This window comes from Pantoea cypripedii (genome assembly GCF_002095535.1).
GTDB lineage: Bacteria > Pseudomonadota > Gammaproteobacteria > Enterobacterales > Enterobacteriaceae > Pantoea > Pantoea cypripedii.
This window is the reverse complement of sequence record NZ_MLJI01000001.1, coordinates 2,167,987-2,185,226: the sequence shown is the minus strand read 5'-3', so window position 1 is coordinate 2,185,226 and position 17,240 is coordinate 2,167,987. Positions and strand designations below refer to the sequence as shown.

Sequence of the window (17,240 nt, the reverse complement as noted above, 5' to 3'; positions counted from 1 at the left end):
CAAGGGCAGCGGGTAAAGTGATGTCCACACTTTGCCCGTTTGTGCTTTTGATCGGAAAAACCGCCTGATCCGTCAAGTGCAGATCGACGCCAAAGCCCATACTCACGCCACTCCCCATTAAAATAACGAGCGTTAATAAAATAGTTGACGCGCATACGGCTTTGGATCTAGCATTTACTTAACGGTTGTTAATTTAATGGCGACTGACCCTAATTTCATCTGCTAAGAGAGACAAATCATGAAAAGCATTAAACTGACCCTGGCCGCTGTGGCCCTGTCATCAATCGCGTTTGGTACCATGGCTGCTGATCTGGTGAGCGAAGCGCCAGTGAACCAACAACAAATTGGCGTGGTAAGCGCATCAGGTAGTACGGATTTGACATCGCTGGAGAATCAACTGGCGGAGAAGGCGAGTGCTGCCGGAGCAAAGTCTTTCCGCATCACTTCGACCTCTGGCAACAACAACCTGCATGGCACCGCAGAAATCTATAAATAAGAAGGGGCTGGCTTCAGATAACAGCGTATCTGAAGCCCTTTCTTGCCTACCCGTTCGAACGCAATTGCGGATAACGACGGAAGATGTAGATACACCAGAACAACGCGACCAGACCAATTAATCCGCCCACATTACCCACATCCGCCATGTTTAAATGCAGGCTGACCTGGTTCCCCAGTAGCGCTCCGGCACCAATGCCGATGTTATAAATACCGGACATCAGCGACATCGCCACATCGGTGGCATCCGGTGCCAGCGACAACACGCGTACCTGCATCGCCAGCCCGATCATCATCATGGCCATACCCCAGAAGATACAGAGCGTGGAAATGGCTGCCGGACGCACGGCGGCAAAAATCAGCAAACCCATGCACAAGGTAATCACAGCGATGGCCGCAATCAGCAGGGCGGAAGGATATTTATTGCCGAGGGTACTGAACAGCACGCTACCGATAATCCCCGCAGAGCCGAACAACAGCAGTAACAAGGTGGTGAAGTTTTCCCCGGAATTCGCCACCACCTGCATAAAGGGTTCGATATAGCTGTAGGCGGTGTAATGGGCGGTCACCACCAATGTCACCAGCACATACATACTGACCAGTGCTGGTCGGCGAAACAGCATCGGTACGCTGCTGAGCGATCCGGTATGTTCACTTGGCAGACGCGGCAGAATACGCGCCAGTAGCACCAGCAGTACCAAAGCGGATAAGCCAATCATACCGAAGGTGGTGCGCCAGCCCAGATACTGACCCACCACGCGGCCAATCGGCACGCCCAGTACCATCGCCAGCGCGGTGCCGGTGGCCAGCATACTCAGCGCCTGGGTCTTTTTACCCGCCGGAGCAACGCGTATCGCCAGTGACGCGGTAATCGACCAGAACACCGCATGGGCGAGGGCGATACCGATACGGGAGAGCACCAGTGAGGTGAAATCCCAGGCCACAGACGAAAGCACATGGCTGGCGATAAACAGCACAAACAGGATCGATAGCAGCAGACGACGCTCAATGTTACGCGTCAGTAGCATCAGCGGCAGCGATAACAGCGCCACTACCCAGGCATAGATGGTCAGCATGATGCCGACATCCGCTGTTTTCATCGAGTAGCTGGCGGCGATATCTGACAATAAGCCAACCGGCACAAATTCGGTGGTATTAAAGACAAAAGCGGCAATGGCCAGCAGCACCACGCGTAGCCAGGCCGTTTTACGGGAGACGGTTGTTGATTGCATTAATTTCAGATCAGTCAGCAGCAAATGAAGGGCGAAAGGCACCCATGTAAAGTGACATCCATCACAATTTGTGCCTATTGTGATGGATTAAAACGCGGAGGGAAACCTTCTAAGGGCGTTTTATTGCTGAATATTTTTTATCGCCAACGCCAAAGTCAATAGCCTGAGGTTATCAGCCGCGTTTGCGTGCTGGCATGATGCGCAACAGCGTGTTGTCCTTGAATACGTAATGGTGCAGTAATGCGGCGGCCGCATGCAGGCCGATTAACCAGTAACCGAGTGGTGCGAGGGTCTCGTGCCAGCTAATCAGGCTATCGGCGAGATCAAAATCAGGCGTCGCACTAACGGGCATCACCATGCCGAATAATTCCCAGGGACGCCCATTCAGATACTTCGAGGTGACTCCCAGGATAGGTAATACCAGAAACAGCGCGTACAGCAGAAGATGCATCAGGTGGGCTAAACCCTGTTGCCAGCGTGCCGGTGGCGGCAGAATATCCGGCGAAACGTGACGATGGCGTAACACACCACGCGCCAGCATCAGCACCCATACCGAGACCCCGCAGCTAAAGTGCGTCACGATCATCAGATTACGCAGCAACGAACCACGCGGCACCAGGCCCCGCAGTTCGATGGTGGTGTAAGCAATGGCGATCAATAGCACAGTTAACCAGTGCAGGGCGATTTGTGACTTCGCGAATTTTTCCCGCATCAACGATCCAACCACAAGCAAATTTATGTGTGTTTAACATAGCGGAATGCCACAGGAAAGCTTAACAAAATGGCGCACCGCTGCGACGGGATCCAGGCCGGGATTATCAGAGTCACACCATGTGTTTTAGCGCCACGTTATTCTGAGTGGTCAGGTTTTTTTTTACCAAAACCGGACAGCAATGTTCGCAGCCCATGGCGCTGGGGAAAAATTTTCGCGCCTGTTGAATCGCGGCGTTCGCGGTATAAAAAGTGCCAAGAAAACGCCGTGCCGCGTCAGGAGGAAGGAAGGGACAACCGGTGGCATGTACCACATGATTATCGTTAAAGCCTGCGTGTTTATCGACATAATAATAGAGTCCCATCTGACTTCCTCGTTGCTGTGAAAAAAAAAGTCTAACAATAGTTGGAATAGAACAAATTATAGCTAGCAATTGATATTTTGTTTTGATTGGGACTAAAGGTTTATCAGGAAGTGTTTTTTGCGTGGGAAAACGGGGCGCAATGACCTCGTTATAAAGATGCAGGCTACTACAGTTTACGGCACTGCAAACGCCAGCCGACCAGTAAAGCCAGCACCAGCAGCATGCTGATAAACAGCGTGACGCCGCTCCAGCCAAAGCTGTGCCAGAACACGCCACCTAAGGTACCGGCAACACTGGAACCCGCGTAGTAGCTGAAGAGATAGAGGGATGATGCCTGACCTTTCGCACGACGCGCGCGCGGACCAATCCAGCCGCTGGCAACCGAGTGAGCGGCAAAGAAACCTGCGGTAAACAGCATCATCCCGGGCAGGATAATCCACAGCGTATTGAACGCTGTCAGCAATAATCCGCACAGCATGATAGCGGTGGCCGCGATCATCACCGGACCGCGTCCAAAGCGACTGGTCATGGCACCGGCTTTAGGCGAACTCCAGGAGCCAGTCAGATAGACCACAGAAAGCAATCCCACCACTGCCTGGCTGAGAAACCACGGGGCACTTAACAGACGGTAGCCAATGTAGTTGAACAGGGTGACAAATGCGCCCATCAGCAGAAAACCTTCGGCGAACAACAGCGGCAAGCCCTTATCTCGCCAGTGCAGCCGGAAATTGATCAGCAGGTTGTGTGGACGCAGAGAAGCCGGGCGAAAATGACGCGAAGCAGGCAGGATTTTCCAGAACATCAACGCGGAAGCTAGCGAAAAGCAGCCAATCACCCCAATGGCAATGCGCCATGAGAACAAATCGGTCAGCACCCCGGTCAGCAAACGTCCGCTCATCCCGCCAATCGAGTTACCGCTGATATACAGCCCCATCGAGAAGGCAATCACGCGTGGATGAATCTCTTCGCTCAGGTAAGTCATCCCCACCGCAGCCACACCACTGAGCGATAAACCAATCAACGCCCGCATCAGCAGGATGCCGTGCCAGCTGGTCATCATGGCAGAAATGACGGTACAGATGGCCGCCAGCATCAACGCGGTGACCATCACCGATTTGCGACCAATAGCATCCGACAGCGGGCCGGTGACCAGCAATCCCAGTGCCATCAGGGCAGTCGAAAGCGACAGCGAGATGCTACTGGCCGCTGGCGATACGCCAAACTGCTGGGAAAGCACGGGCAGAATTGGCTGGACGCAATAAAGCAGGGCAAAGGTGGCAAGGCCAGCAGAGAACAGGGCAAGGGTGACACGCATAAATTGCGGCGAACCACGTTCAATCCATGTTGCTGATGCGGGAACTGAGGCAGGCACAACGGACACTTCGTCCTCATCGAGTGTCACAGCCTGAGAAGAGCGACTCACGGAAAATCCTTAAGATTATGAAGGTATTGATATCGTAGGAAAGTATGAATAGGTTGTACAATATATTAATAATCTCGAATGAGACGTTTAAAGTATGAATATCGAACTGCGTCATCTGCGCTATTTCATTGCCGTGGCAGAAGAGTTGCATTTTGGCCGTGCTGCTCAGCGCCTGAATATTTCACAGCCGCCGCTCAGCCAGCAGATCCAGCAGCTGGAACAGGAGATTGGTGCGCAGCTGTTTACCCGTACCAATCGCAGCGTGCAACTGACCGCCGCCGGGCAGCAGTTTTTACTGGATGCGCGCGGGATCATGCTGCAGGTCGAACAGGCCGCCAGCCGTGCCGTCAGGTTACATAATGGTCAGGAAGGGGAGCTGCGCATCGGTTTTACCTCATCCGCGCCTTTTACCGGGCTGGTTTCTGATGCGCTCTACCATTTCCGTCAGCGCTGGCCGGAAGTCCATATCCAGATGCAGGAGATCAACACCCGGCAGCAGCTGGCACCGTTGCATGAAGGACGTCTCGATCTGGGTGTGATGCGCAATACACCGTTGCCCGCTGATTTGCAGCATCAATTGTTGCTGCGTGAGCCGCTCTGTGCGGTGGTGCATTGGGCGCATCCGCTGGCCGATGCCGAGTCCATCTCCATCCAGGCACTGGCCAATGAACCCTTTGTTTTCTTTGATCCCCAGGGCGGCACTGCCCTATATGGTGAGATTCTTGCCTTACTGCATCGTTACCAGATCAAACCTTTCGTCACCCAGGAAGTCGGTGAGGCGATGACGATTCTCGGGCTGGTAGCGACCGGGCTGGGGGTGTCGATATTACCCGCGTCGTTTCGCCGTGCACGGCTGGCTGATGTGGTCTGGCTACCGCTGCATGAAAGCGATGCGCTTTCGGAGGTATGGCTGGTGTGGTCAGCCACCCGCGAACCCAGCGCGCAGATGGCGAATATGATGATGCTTTTACAGCGCAACGCCGAAACTTAATCCAGTGGGTGAGAAAAACACCAGGCTTTATGTGCGATAAATCACATATCTAATCAAATATTTGGCGCTATCCGCCATTCTGCCGCACCATAGTTGCTATTTATTTAGAAGCGCGAAAATAACCGGGAGCAGGGCGTGAATCAGGACAGTCAACCTGGCCACATTGACCAGATAAAGCAGACCAATGCAGGCGTGGTTTACCGACTGATCGATCATTTCGGCCCGATTTCGCGTATAGAACTTTCCAAACGCGCCCAGCTGGCGCCTGCCAGCATTACCAAAATCGTCCGTGAAATGCTGGATGCGCATCTGGTTCAGGAAACCGAGTTTCAGGAAGCGGGCAGCCGTGGACGTCCGGCTATCGGCCTGCTGCTGGATACCCTGGCCTGGCACTATCTGGCGGTGCGTATTCAGCCTGGTCACATCACCCTGACATTACGCGACCTCAGCAGCCGAGCCTTGCAGGAGGAGCGTCTGCCGTTGATCGTCGGCCCGGACAAGCCGTTGTTGCAGGAGCTGCTGGAACTGATCGATGCCTTTTTTATCCGACATCAGAAAAAGCTGGAGCGCCTGACGGCTATCGCCATTACGCTGCCGGGCCTGATTAACGCTGCATCCGGTGTTGTGCACCGTATCCCCGGTTACGATATTGAGGATATGCCGCTGGGCGAGACCCTGTCGCAGCGCAGCGGTGTGCCGGTTTTCGTGCAGCATGATATTTCCGCCTGGACTCTGGCTGAATCGCTGTTTGGCGCATCACGCGGGGCGCAGGACGTGATTCAGATTGTGATTGATGAAACCGTGGGAGCCGGGGTGATTACCGGTGGACAACTGCTGCACAAGAGCGGGCGGGCGCTGGTGGAAATTGGTCACACGCAAATTGATCCTTATGGTCAGCAGTGTTACTGCGGCAATCATGGCTGCCTGGAAACCGTCGCCAGCATTGGCAGTTTGCTTAACCTGGCGAAATTGCGCCTGCCGACCCAGCCGGAGAGCCGCCTGCACGCGGCCCCGCTAACGATTGAAACCCTGTGTCAGGCGGCACAGCAGGGCGATCGTCTGGCGACCGATGTGATTGCCGGGGTCGGACATCATATTGGCCGCATGCTGGCAATGATGGTTAATATCTTCAATCCACGCCAAATACTTATCGGTTCCCCCCTCAATCAGGCCGCTGACGTCCTGTTTCCTGCTGTCAGCAGCACCATTCGCCAGCAGGCTTTGCCCGCTTACAGCGACGAAATCCAACTGGCCCCCACCGCGTTTAACGAACCCGGCACATTAGGCGCTGCGGCGTTAATCAAAGATGCCCTTTATTCCGGTCATTTGCTGGTAAAACTGCTCCAGGGTTGATTAGCTCGCCCTAAGTTTGCGCTAACGCAATCTGTCAGGTACGACATTTACTTACACTGCCCCTTCGTCACCTCTGGTTCACATCGCTAAATGTTAGGAGGAAGGGTGAAAACACTCTTTATCACCGGTACCGACACCGCGGTGGGCAAAACCGTGGTTTCCCGCGCGCTGCTGCAGTGCTTTGCACAGGCAGGTCAGTGCGCCGTGGGTTATAAGCCCATTGCTAAAAGCGCAAAACAGACCCCTGAGGGTTTGCGTAACAAGGATGCGCTGTTATTGCAGCAGGCTTCTGGCCTGGTATTACCATATGCTTCGATCAATCCTATTACTTTGGAAGAGGATGAAATCAGCACCAGTCCCACCCATCAAATTGATTATCCGCTGCTCAGTAAAGGGCTGGCTGCCTTGCAGGAGCGCGCCCCGCATGTAGTGGTTGAGGGTACGGGTGGCTGGCGCTGCCTGATGAATGATCTGCAACCGCTCTCAAGCTGGGTAAAACAGGAGCAATTGCCGGTGATTCTGGTGGTTGGGATTAAAGAAGGATGCATCAGCCATGCTTTACTGACTGCCGAGGCCATAGCACAGGATGGCTTGCCGCTGGTGGGTTGGGTTGCCAATCGCATCAACCCTGGGCTGGCACATTATGCTGAAATCATTGATGTGCTGAGTGAAAAGCTAGCCGCACCGTTATTGGGTGAGTTGCCTTATCTGCCGCGTGCAGAACAGCGCGAGTTGAGTGGCTATCTCGATCTTTCGCTGCTGGATAACCGCCTGGCGCACAACGACAGTGCAAAACCCGCAGCGTGATGAAACGAAAAGTGGCAAATGCGGAGTGGCTGAATCTAAGGTTGCAGATTCGGCCGCCTTTTTTGCCAAATTAATCCCCTTCAAATTCAACACCCTGCCAAAAATATCACTGAAACTTATTGCTCTGGCGTGATTCATGCATCAGCTGACCTGATGAATTTACTGCCGGAGCACCGTTATGTCGCACTCAGATGAAAAAGGTTTGCTGTACGGGCTGGAAGCACGCATAGGCCCAGTCCCCGCATTTTTTGCCGCACTGCAACATGTGTTGGCCAGCGTAGTGGGGATCATCACGCCGCCGCTGATTATTGGTTCGGTACTGGGATTACAGGCTTATATTCCTTATCTGATTAGCATGTCGTTACTGGTCTCCGGTCTGGGTACCTTTATCCAGGCGCGGCGTTTTATGGGCATTGGCGCGGGGATGATCTGCCTGCAAGGCACCAGTTTTGCCTTCCTCGGCGTGATCCTGTCTGGCGGCCTGATGGTGAAAGCACGCGGCGGATCGCCGGAAGAGATCATGGCGATGATCTTTGGTTGCAACCTGATCGCCGCCCTGATCCCGATGCTGATCAGCCGCTGTATCGCGCCGTTACGTAAAGTGTTAACACCCGTGGTGACCGGCACCGTGATCACCCTGATTGGCATCAGCCTGATAAAAGTCAGCATCACTGACTGGGCCGGTGGTCATAACGCGGCTGATTTCGGCGCGCCGTGGAACCTGGCGCTGGGTGCACTGACGTTGCTGGTGATTGTGGCACTCAACCGTTCACGTAACCGCTGGGCACGACTGATTGCAGTGGTGGCGGGCATCGCCGTAGGTTGTATTGCTGCCGCGCTGACCGGCCATCTCCAACTGAAACCGATGGCAACCACCAGCTGGCTGGTGATGCCGGGCTTTTTCCGCTTTGGCTTCAACTTCGACTGGGCGATCTTTGTGCCGATTGCGCTGGTTTCTGTGATTAGCGTTATCGAAGCGGTAGGGGATCTCACTGCCAACTGCCTGCTGTCGCGCCAGCCGATTGAGGGAGAGGGCTTCCAGCGTCGTTTGCAGGGCGGCATCCTGGCGGATGGCATCAGCTGCGTGCTGGCCGCGATGTTCTCTGCTTTCCCGAACACCACCTTCGCGCAGAATAACGGTGTGATTCAGATGACCGGTGTCGCCAGCCGTTATGTCGGCATGGTGATTGGTCTGATGCTGGTGTTGCTGGGCGTGTTCCCGGTGATTGGTAATCTGTTGCAGCAAATTCCGCCGCCGGTATTGGGTGGGGCAACGCTGGTGATGTTCGGTAGCGTAGTCGCTGCGGGGATCCGCGTGATGACGCAGACGCCACTGGGACGGCGTGAAATGCTGATTGTGGCAGTGTCATTTGGTCTGGGTCTGGGTGTAGAAGCGGTGCCGGATGTGCTGAAACAATTCCCGATGATCATCACCAATTTGTTTGGCCATGCGGTGACCACCGGCGGCATCCTGGCGATTGTGCTTAACGTGATGCTGCCATCAGAGCAGAGCAACGCTGCACTGACGACAGCCGCCGCAGAGGACTCCCATTAAACACTGACGTAGCGGCGCGATTTATCGCGCGGGTTTTTCCCGCAGCGCGCAGGGGATTGCGCGATAAATCGCGCGGGTTTTCCCGCATCGTGCACCGGATTGTGCGATAAATCGCGCCGCTACGGATCGTCAGTTAAGGATTCAACCGCCGACGTGTCCGGCCCGAACTCAGGTAGTCCGCAATATAATCCTGCGAAATTTCCCCGCTGTAGCGACCATCCTCATCGACAATCGGCATCCATACCAAATTGTGTTCATACAATTTGGACAGGACGACACGCAGGTTCTCTTCGGCTTTGCCGGTGACGGTAAAGGTATGCAGCATTTCTTCACAGCGTCCATTGGCCCCGCGAGCTTCGCGGCGTTTCACAAACCCCAGCGGCTTACCATCATTATCCACCACCGTTACCGAGCGCATATCGTTATCGTCCATGGTGGCGAAGGCTTCCTGTAGCGGGGTGCTGCGCTGCACGGTAATGGTTGGCTGCTGATCGGTGACGTCACCCGCCTGCACCAGCAACAAACGTTTCAGGGTCCGGTCCTGGCCGACAAACGAACCGACAAAATCATTCGCCGGTTTCGCCAGCAATTCATCCGGGCTGGCGCACTGCACAATTTTGCCCTGTCCAAACACCGCAATGCGGTCACCGAGCTTCAATGCCTCGTCGATATCGTGGCTGACCAGCATCACCGTCTTCTTCAACTGCCGTTGCATGTCGAGGAATTCATTCTGGATCACCTCGCGGTTAATCGGGTCAACGGCACCGAAAGGTTCATCCATCAGCAGTACCGGTGGATCCGCCGCCAGCGCGCGGATCACGCCGATCCTCTGCTGCTGACCACCGGACATCTCGCGTGGGTAGCGATGCAGGAATTTTGTCGGATCCAGCGCCACCATGCTCATCAGCTCGGTCGCGCGTTCACGGCAACGTTTTTTATCCCAGCCCAGCATACGAGGCACCACGGTGATGTTCTCTTCAATCGTCATATTGGGGAACAAACCAATCTGCTGGATCACATAGCCGATATTACGGCGTAGCGTCACGGTATCCTGCATGCTGGTGTCTTCACCATTGATCAAAATTCTGCCACTGGTCGCGGGAATCAGTCGGTTTATCATTTTCAGCGTGGTGGTTTTGCCGCAGCCAGAAGGACCGAGCAGCACACACATTTCCCCGGCGGGAACCTCCAGGCTGACGTTATCAACGGCATTGAAGCGGGTGCCGTTTTTCTGGGTAAAGGTTTTCGTCAGGTTTTCCAGTTTTATCATTATCGAATCCCCTTAGGAGTCAGCGCCGACTGCAAACGATGCAGCAGCCAGTCAAGCACAATAGCCAGCACACAAATCATCAACGCACCGGCAATCAACATACGGACATCGCTGCCGCTGATGCCATCCAGCAGTTGCAGGCCCAAACCACCCGCACCGATCACCGCGGCAATCGCCATCACACCGACGTTCATCACCACGGCGGTGCGGATACCACCAAAAATCACCGGCAATGCCATGGGGATCTCGACCCAGCGCAGACGCTGCCAGAAGGTCATGCCGATACCACGTCCTGCTTCACGCAGCCCCGGTGGTAAGTTCTCTAGTGCGGTGTGGGTGTTACGCACAATTGGCAGCAGTGAATAAAGAAACACGGCGGTGATGGCAGGCAGGGCACCAATACCCTGACCGATCAGCGAAAACAGCGGAATCATCAGGCCAAACAGCGCGATGGTCGGAATAGTCAGCACAATGGTGGCAATACCCAATACCGGCGTCGCCAGCCATTTAAAGCGCACAATCAAAATGCCGAGCGGCACACCAACGACAATGGCAAAACCCACTGCCACCAGCACCAACCAGGTATGCTGCCAGGTCAGGGCCAGCAGGGTGTCCCAGTTATCCATGATGTAATGCAGGGTATCCATAGCGCCTCCTTACAGCATGTTTTTGGATTGAAGGAAATCACGTGCCACCTGTTCAGGAGACTGGTGATCGATATCGACGCGTTTATTCATTTCGGTGATCGCCTCGTCCGTGATCAACGGTGACAACTGATTTAGCGCCGCTGCCAGCCCCGGATGGCTCTCCAGCACATCTTTACGCACCACCGGCGTGACGTTGTAACTTGGGAAGAAGTGCTTATCATCCTCCAGCACCTTGAGATCAAAGCCTTTTACACGTCCGTCAGTGGTATAGATCAGGCCAGCATCAACAAAACCTTCCAGCACCGCGTTGTACACCAGACCGGGGTCCATCTGCCGAATCTGTGGGCGGTCAAGCGGCATGTTATAGGCCTTCTGTAACGGCTTGAGGCCATCAGAACGCCCGGCAAACTCCAGGTCCAGCCCCAGCTTCCAGTTATGATCCGGGTCGGTCTGACGAATCTGCTCCAGCTTTGCCACCAGCTGCGACATGGTGCTGATCCCTTCCTTGTCAGCACGTTCGCGTTTCATGGCGAAGGCGTAGGTATTGTTCATGGGTGCCGGGTCCAACCAGATCAGCCCCAGCTTACCGTCGAGGTCTTTCACCGTTTGATAAGCCTGCTGTGACGACATCGGCTTATTGATGTGGTTAAAGATGATCAGCGACGTCCCGGTATATTCCCAGGTCATATCAATCTGTTTGTTGATCATCGCGTTACGTCCAATGGTGGTGGCGATATTGGTTTTTGGGATCACCTGAAAACCTTTCTTTTGCAGCCACATCACCGTCATGGCGGAAAGGATGTGCTGCTCGGTAAAACTTTTAGTCGCCATCACAATTGGGGTGGCGGCCGCAGCGGCCTGGCTGAGTGCCAGGGTTGCGGTCAGCGCCAGCGCGGTGCGTTTTGCCCAGCGCGCCAGCAGGTTGGCAGTGGCCATCACAAGACTCCTGTGGTTATGCCGCTGAGTGCGGGCTGAGGATGCGTCCCACTGCGGCAAGCAGCATATCGAGGATCAGCGCGAACAGGGCGGTTGCCGCTGCACCGAGGATCAGCGTTGGGAAATCGTTGAGATAGATGCCCGGAAAAATCAGCTCGCCGTAGCTGCTGGCACCAATCAAAAAAGCCAGCGGCGCAGTACCAACATTGATGGCAGTCGCAATCCGTACCCCGGCGAGGATCACCGGCAGCGCATTGGGGATTTCCACCTGGCGTAAACGCTGAAATTTGGTCATGCCAATACCGTTGGCGGCTTCGAGCAACGAGGGGGGCACCGCGCTCAGTCCAGCAAAGGTATTCCGCACGATAGGCAGCAGAGAGGCGAGGAACAGCGCAATTAACGCCGGACGATCGCCGATGCCGACAATCACCATCGCCAGTGCCAGCACAGCCAGCGGCGGCAATGTGTTGCCGACGTTGAAAATCTGCATCACGTACTCGGCCCAGCGCCGGGCAAACGGACGGCTTAGCAAAATGCCGCTGGGAATGCCGACCAGCAGCGCGAAGAACATCGACCAGAACACCAAAAACAGATGCTGTTGCCCAAGGTAGATTAAATCCACCCGGCGGGCGCGCAGCGTATCCAACCCAAGTCCCCAGACCAGCAGCCCAACCACCACCACAATGGCAAGCACTGCCAACCCGGCTCGTCGGGCAAGCGATGCGTTTTGCATAGCGTGCTTCTCCCTGAATCATAAAAACGTTAAAAAAATTAAGATTGCAGATAAAACGACTACTTAATGTCACTTTTCCAGTGAAAACCGGGAAAGGGGTTTTAGACCTATAGCAACCCAAAACGAAACATGCCAGTTTTCAGGGGAAAATCAGACAGATAGAAAAAGGGGAAAAACGGGTTCAGCCCGCATCAAATAAGGCAATTTATGACAATAAAAAAAATTCATCGAATTTTGTGACAATGTCACAACAGGGCGCACGCAGAGGAAATTGACGACGGCAAATTTCGTCTAGCCTTGAGACAAAGGAAGGTAAAAAAATGACTGAGAGCGCAGAAATACAAACGGGAAACCGTCACTGGATCCTCGTAGCCTGCATGCTGGCTATGTTTATGGCGGCAATTGAGGTCACCATTGTGGCGACGGCGATGCCCACCATCATTGCCGATCTGGGCGGCTTCTCGCAGTTTGGCTGGGTTTTCTCCATTTATCTGCTCACCCAGGCGGTGACGGTGCCGCTTTACGGGCGGCTGGCAGATATGTGGGGCCGGAAAACGCTATTTTTTGTTGGCGTTTCGCTGTTCCTGATCGGTTCGGTGCTGTGTGGCTTTGCCCATAGCATGACGTGGCTGATTCTGTTCCGCGCTTTTCAGGGGCTGGGGGCGGGAGCCATCATGCCGCTGACCACCACCATCGTCGCGGACATCTACTCGCCGCGTGAACGCGCCAGTGTGCAGGGCTGGCTCTCCAGCGTCTGGGGCGTCGCGGCAATACTCGGCCCGCTGAGCGGCGCCTGGCTGGTGCAGCACTTCAGTTGGGCGGTGATTTTCTGGGTCAACGTGCCGATTGGGTTGATCTCTATGCTGCTGCTGGCGCGATTCCTTCCCGCTCGTGAACAGCAGCAAAGCTGCGCGCTAAACATCACTGGCTGTGCCTGGCTGATGCTCAGCGTCAGCGCGTTACTGATCGCCTTGTTGCAGGCCGAGGTTCTTGGCTACTGGTTGCTGCTGTTCGTGGTAATGGCGTTTATCGCCGCGATGTTCCTCAAACGCCATGAGCAACGCGCGGCGGCACCCTTGTTCCCGCTGGCCATCTGGCGCAGCCGGTTAATTGTGGCGGGCAATGCGGGCAATCTGATTATCGGGGCAGCGATGATGGGGATCAGCGCTTTCCTGCCCACCTGGATTCAGGGCATTACCGGTGGCACACCGTTACAGGCGGGCAGTGCGCTGGCGATGATGTCGATTGGCTGGCCGCTCGCCAGCACCCTGAGTGGGCGCCTGATGCTGATGACCTCTTACCGCTTTACCGCCCAGTTGGGGGCGCTATTGTTAATTGCCGGTAGCGCGCTATTGCTGCTGTTGCGCGCCGACAGCAGCATTATGCAGGCTGGACTCACCGCTTTTGTCATCGGCACCGGCATGGGGATGACCAGCACCACCTTCCTGGTTTCGGTACAAAACCATGCGCATTACGAGATTCGCGGCATTTGTACCGCGTCGATTATGTTTAGCAGGATGCTGGGTTCGGCGATTGGGACGGCGCTGATGGGGGCGGTGCTGAATTATAACCTGATGCTTCGGCTGCCGCAGGCCAGCGATCCGATGCAAAAGATCATGTCGCATGAAAGCCGCCAGGCATTGCCACACGGAACATTGCAGGAGTGGATAGCCCAGATTGCCAGTTCGTTGCATTGGGTGTTTGTGGTGGCGCTGCTGATTGCCAGCCTGACGCTGTGGATTGCGTGGCTGATGCCGCATCAGCGACCGGAGAATGAGTAGCGGCGTGAACAGCCGCGCCGCTACAGGGTATGTTTACTGTGAAGATGAATCCTGTGAGCTGCCCGCAGCATTGGGTTCGTTGCTGTCAGCGTCGTGGTTCAGCTTTTTGTAGACAATTTTCTGGCTGTCGTTTTCGCAATGGCCCACAACCTGCCCACCGGCCTGGTCGGCCTGATCGTTCGGCACGATATCCAGAGTAAAATCTGACTCGGCTACGCCGTTACTGATGATTTTTTTGCTGATGTCTGCTTTTACGCTTTCACAGGAGGCCTGCGCCAGCATCGGTAATGCCAGCAGAGACAGCACGATAACGGCTACACGTTTATTCATCACACACTCCTTTGGTTTTTATTCCCTTGATGACTATAGCAGCATCAGCGGTTTATGGTGCGATCGGGCGGCCAGTACGACGATCGAGGCAGCGCAGGGTGGTGGGTTCCCAGTAAGCGTTGACGTTATAGCTTTTTTCGCAGGAGTCACGGGTATCAAACGCTTTGTCAGCTTTGTCGAACTCTTTTTCGACGCGGGTGTTTACCTTGTTGCGCAGGTTACGGGTGTCATTCCATTGTTCCTTACTCTGACGTGCCGCCTCATTGCTGGCAGCGCTGTTGCCGTTTTCAATGATCAGTTTATCGGTCTGCGCGGAAGCCAGGGGGGCAGTCAGCAGTACGCTGGAGGTCAGTGCCGCAGCCAGTAGTGCGGGAAACAGTTTTTTCATCATCTTTTCCTTCAGTTAACGCCAGCACAGCCGCGATGGTGGCTGTAACAACAATGGCCGCTAGTATATCATCGCTGCTTCTTTACTCACCAGCGGTGAGGCATTTGTTGAGACTTCTGAGAGACTTTTTATGCTGGTGAAAACCGCACTGTTGTTTTTTTTCACTGCCCTCGCTGAAATTGTTGGCTGCTTTTTGCCGTGGCTATGGCTGAAGAAGGGGGCGACGGCATGGCTGCTACTACCGGCGGCGCTCAGCCTGATGCTATTTGTCTGGTTGCTGACGTTGCATCCGGCGGCGAGTGGACGCGTGTATGCCGCCTACGGTGGCGTATATGTGATGACGGCGCTGATCTGGCTGCGGGTGGTCGATGGGGTAAAGCTCAGCCCGTGGGACTGGGCAGGCGGCCTGATAGCCTTAAGTGGCATGCTGATTATTGTGGCGGGTTGGGGCAGTGAAGCGTAGCGACGCGATAAATCGCGCCGCTACACGTTATTCTTTATGTACCTTCAGACCGGCCAGCGTTTGCGTGACTGGCATCATCTCCAGGGTATTGATGTTGACGTGCTTCGGCAACGTCGCGACCCAATACACCGCTTCGGTGACATCTTCGGCTGTCAGTGCGGTGGTGCCTTCATACACCTTGTCTGCCTTGCCGTCGTCGCCTTTAAAACGGACATTGGAAAACTCGGTACCGCCCACCAGACCTGGTTCGATATCGGTAACACGCAGCGCGGTGCCATGCAAATCGGTACGCAGATTCAGGCTGAACTGACGTACGAAAGCTTTGGTCGCACCATAAACGTTGCCACCCAGATACGGCCAGCTACCGGCAATTGAGCCGATATTGATAATATGACCGACGTTGCGTTCCACCATGGCTGGTAACAACGCGCGCGTCATGTACACCAAACCTTTGTTGTTGGTGTCGATCATATTTTCCCAGTCTTCAATATTGGCCTTGTGTGCTGGCTCTACGCCTAACGCCAGACCGGCATTGTTAACCAGCACATCAATATTGCGCCATTCAGCAGGCAGGGCGGCGATAGCCTCCTCGATGGCCGCGCGGTTACGCACGTCCAGCTGAACGGTATACAGATTGTCACCCAGCTCGTCTTTCAGTGCCTGCAGGCGCTCAGCACGGCGTCCGCTGGCGATCACTTTATGACCGGTAGCAATGAAGCGGCGGGTGATACTTTGACCAAAACCGGCGGTCGCACCGGTAACAAAAATAATCATCTCACTGTTCCTTAAATAATTGCACGTCATGATTAATCTATTGATTTAAATTAAATTAATCCACCTCAAAATCTTAGGGGGCATACAGGAGACAAAACTGAATTGTCAGCACCGTATTCAGCACGACAACCTGGCTCTCCGGATCATGAACCATAAACATCATAAACCATAAGGATGTCGGGTCTGGATCGCAAAATTGAGATAAAAGTACGGATTTCCGAAGCGGGGTATCTAAAAACTTTGGTTAAGTCAGAGGGTTGGCATAGAATCGCGGCGGGTGCTTGAGGCTTTCTGCCTTAAGCATTTGTTAAAGGCAGGAAGAAGAAAAGCCCCGAGTGATTAAGATTAAATCAACCCGAGGCCCCTTCATGCCAGACAACATAAAGGTAGCCTCTTACGTGCTGAAAGGCAAGGAGAAGCAACCATGAAGCAGCATAAGGCGATCCTGATCGCCACCATCATATTAGGGGCGGTGATAGCCGCCATATTGGTAACGAGGAAAGACCTCTGCGAGGTACGAATCCGCACCGGCTACATGGAGGTTGCTGCTGTCATGGATTACGAACCCAGGTAAGAGCAACCGGCGGGGAGTGATCCCCGCCACTCTTTGTTGTTGCGGCTGGCCTCAATGCACCCAATCCTTTCTTTAAATTTAAGCCGGATTTTCTGCCGATAAAAAGCGATGACTGAATTTGTCATGCACAATCATGGCGCAGGCCTGCACCATAATGACACGCGTCACTCTCCCGCCAATCGCACCAAAAATGCCAGTTGTTAAATCGCAACCGATTGCCACCCCAGGCAACCGGTTGCGCATTCGGTTGCCTGTGATTCGCAACCCAAAAACAGAGAAATAAACATAACTAGTTGTATATAAAGTAAAAAAATAACAAATTTGCGTTGGCATGTTGTTTGCAAACTACATAAAAGGCCGTCACCTGCCATAACAAAGAGAAAGCCGGGTGCTTTCTCAATTAAGGAACATT

20 protein-coding genes are annotated in these 17,240 nt (G+C 54.3%); 8 read left to right on the top strand and 12 right to left on the bottom strand.

Annotation, left to right across the window (positions count from 1 at the left end):
- Positions 1-238: 238 nt before the first annotated feature.
- A complete protein-coding gene (gene bhsA, locus HA50_RS10145) occupies positions 239-496 on the top strand; it encodes a multiple stress resistance protein BhsA (protein ID WP_084874912.1) in 258 nt (85 codons plus the stop codon).
- Positions 497-542: 46 nt separating this feature from the next.
- On the opposite strand, the gene HA50_RS10140 is transcribed toward bhsA, so the two are convergent.
- The 4 genes from HA50_RS10140 to HA50_RS10125 form a co-directional block, all read right to left on the bottom strand.
- Positions 543-1,727, bottom strand: coding sequence for a sugar transporter (locus HA50_RS10140; RefSeq protein WP_084878466.1), 1,185 nt, complete (start codon positions 1,725-1,727; stop codon positions 543-545).
- Positions 1,728-1,899: 172 nt separating this feature from the next.
- On the bottom strand, positions 1,900-2,439 hold the full coding sequence (gene cybB, locus HA50_RS10135; RefSeq protein WP_084874909.1) for a cytochrome b561: 540 nt from the start codon (positions 2,437-2,439) through the stop codon (positions 1,900-1,902).
- Positions 2,440-2,551: 112 nt separating this feature from the next.
- Positions 2,552-2,803 carry a hypothetical protein gene (locus HA50_RS10130; protein ID WP_084874907.1) on the bottom strand — a complete coding sequence of 84 codons (252 nt, stop codon included), beginning with the start codon at positions 2,801-2,803 and terminating at the stop codon, positions 2,552-2,554.
- 166 nt (positions 2,804-2,969) lie between these two features.
- Positions 2,970-4,226 (bottom strand): MFS transporter, encoded by a 1,257-nt coding sequence (locus HA50_RS10125; protein WP_084874905.1) that lies wholly within the window; start codon positions 4,224-4,226, stop codon positions 2,970-2,972.
- Between the two features lie 94 nt (positions 4,227-4,320).
- On the opposite strand from HA50_RS10125, the gene HA50_RS10120 reads away from it, so the two are divergent.
- From HA50_RS10120 to HA50_RS10105, 4 genes are all read left to right on the top strand, one after another.
- A complete protein-coding gene (locus HA50_RS10120) occupies positions 4,321-5,217 on the top strand; it encodes a LysR family transcriptional regulator (protein ID WP_084874902.1) in 897 nt (298 codons plus the stop codon).
- 135 nt (positions 5,218-5,352) lie between these two features.
- Positions 5,353-6,570, top strand: a complete 1,218-nt coding sequence (gene mlc / locus HA50_RS10115; RefSeq protein WP_084874900.1) for a sugar metabolism global transcriptional regulator Mlc — start codon at positions 5,353-5,355, stop codon at positions 6,568-6,570.
- A 90-nt stretch (positions 6,571-6,660) separates the two neighbouring features.
- On the top strand, positions 6,661-7,377 hold the full coding sequence (gene bioD, locus HA50_RS10110; protein ID WP_084874898.1) for a dethiobiotin synthase: 717 nt from the start codon (positions 6,661-6,663) through the stop codon (positions 7,375-7,377).
- Between the two features lie 178 nt (positions 7,378-7,555).
- Complete coding sequence (locus HA50_RS10105; protein ID WP_084874896.1) at positions 7,556-8,932, top strand: nucleobase:cation symporter-2 family protein; 1,377 nt, start codon at positions 7,556-7,558, stop codon at positions 8,930-8,932.
- 133 nt (positions 8,933-9,065) lie between these two features.
- Here the strand turns inward: HA50_RS10105 and osmV are convergent, their stop codons facing one another.
- Genes osmV through HA50_RS10085 form a run of 4 tightly spaced genes read right to left on the bottom strand, consistent with a single transcriptional unit; the run spans position 9,066 to position 12,518 of the window.
- A complete protein-coding gene (gene osmV, locus HA50_RS10100) occupies positions 9,066-10,202 on the bottom strand; it encodes an osmoprotectant ABC transporter ATP-binding protein OsmV (protein ID WP_084874894.1) in 1,137 nt (378 codons plus the stop codon).
- Positions 10,202-10,849 (bottom strand): osmoprotectant ABC transporter permease OsmW, encoded by a 648-nt coding sequence (osmW, locus tag HA50_RS10095; RefSeq protein WP_084874892.1) that lies wholly within the window; start codon positions 10,847-10,849, stop codon positions 10,202-10,204. The genes osmV and osmW overlap by 1 nt, the downstream gene beginning before the upstream one ends.
- Positions 10,850-10,858: 9 nt before the next feature.
- Positions 10,859-11,785 carry a glycine betaine ABC transporter substrate-binding protein gene (locus HA50_RS10090; protein ID WP_084874890.1) on the bottom strand — a complete coding sequence of 309 codons (927 nt, stop codon included), beginning with the start codon at positions 11,783-11,785 and terminating at the stop codon, positions 10,859-10,861.
- Between the two features lie 16 nt (positions 11,786-11,801).
- Positions 11,802-12,518, bottom strand: a complete 717-nt coding sequence (locus tag HA50_RS10085; RefSeq protein ID WP_084874888.1) for an ABC transporter permease — start codon at positions 12,516-12,518, stop codon at positions 11,802-11,804.
- 320 nt (positions 12,519-12,838) lie between these two features.
- Between HA50_RS10085 and HA50_RS10080 the strand changes: the two genes are divergently transcribed.
- Complete coding sequence (locus tag HA50_RS10080; RefSeq protein ID WP_084874886.1) at positions 12,839-14,299, top strand: MDR family MFS transporter; 1,461 nt, start codon at positions 12,839-12,841, stop codon at positions 14,297-14,299.
- A gap of 33 nt (positions 14,300-14,332) precedes the next feature.
- Here HA50_RS10080 and HA50_RS10075 read toward each other — a convergent pair whose 3' ends face one another.
- Positions 14,333-14,629: a DUF1161 domain-containing protein gene (locus HA50_RS10075; protein ID WP_084874884.1), complete on the bottom strand. Its 297-nt coding sequence runs from the start codon at positions 14,627-14,629 to the stop codon at positions 14,333-14,335.
- 52 nt (positions 14,630-14,681) lie between these two features.
- Positions 14,682-15,017: a DUF1283 family protein gene (locus tag HA50_RS10070; protein WP_084874882.1), complete on the bottom strand. Its 336-nt coding sequence runs from the start codon at positions 15,015-15,017 to the stop codon at positions 14,682-14,684.
- A 133-nt stretch (positions 15,018-15,150) separates the two neighbouring features.
- On the opposite strand from HA50_RS10070, the gene HA50_RS10065 reads away from it, so the two are divergent.
- Complete coding sequence (locus HA50_RS10065) at positions 15,151-15,480, top strand: YnfA family protein (protein WP_167379257.1); 330 nt, start codon at positions 15,151-15,153, stop codon at positions 15,478-15,480.
- A gap of 27 nt (positions 15,481-15,507) precedes the next feature.
- Here HA50_RS10065 and ydfG read toward each other — a convergent pair whose 3' ends face one another.
- Positions 15,508-16,254: a bifunctional NADP-dependent 3-hydroxy acid dehydrogenase/3-hydroxypropionate dehydrogenase YdfG gene (ydfG, locus tag HA50_RS10060; RefSeq protein ID WP_084874878.1), complete on the bottom strand. Its 747-nt coding sequence runs from the start codon at positions 16,252-16,254 to the stop codon at positions 15,508-15,510.
- A 424-nt stretch (positions 16,255-16,678) separates the two neighbouring features.
- On the opposite strand from ydfG, the gene HA50_RS10055 reads away from it, so the two are divergent.
- Positions 16,679-16,828, top strand: a complete 150-nt coding sequence (locus HA50_RS10055; RefSeq protein WP_084874876.1) for a Hok/Gef family protein — start codon at positions 16,679-16,681, stop codon at positions 16,826-16,828.
- Between the two features lie 78 nt (positions 16,829-16,906).
- On the opposite strand, the gene HA50_RS31030 is transcribed toward HA50_RS10055, so the two are convergent.
- Positions 16,907-17,161, bottom strand: coding sequence for a hypothetical protein (locus HA50_RS31030; RefSeq protein ID WP_139810917.1), 255 nt, complete (start codon positions 17,159-17,161; stop codon positions 16,907-16,909).
- Positions 17,162-17,240: the final 79 nt, after the last annotated feature.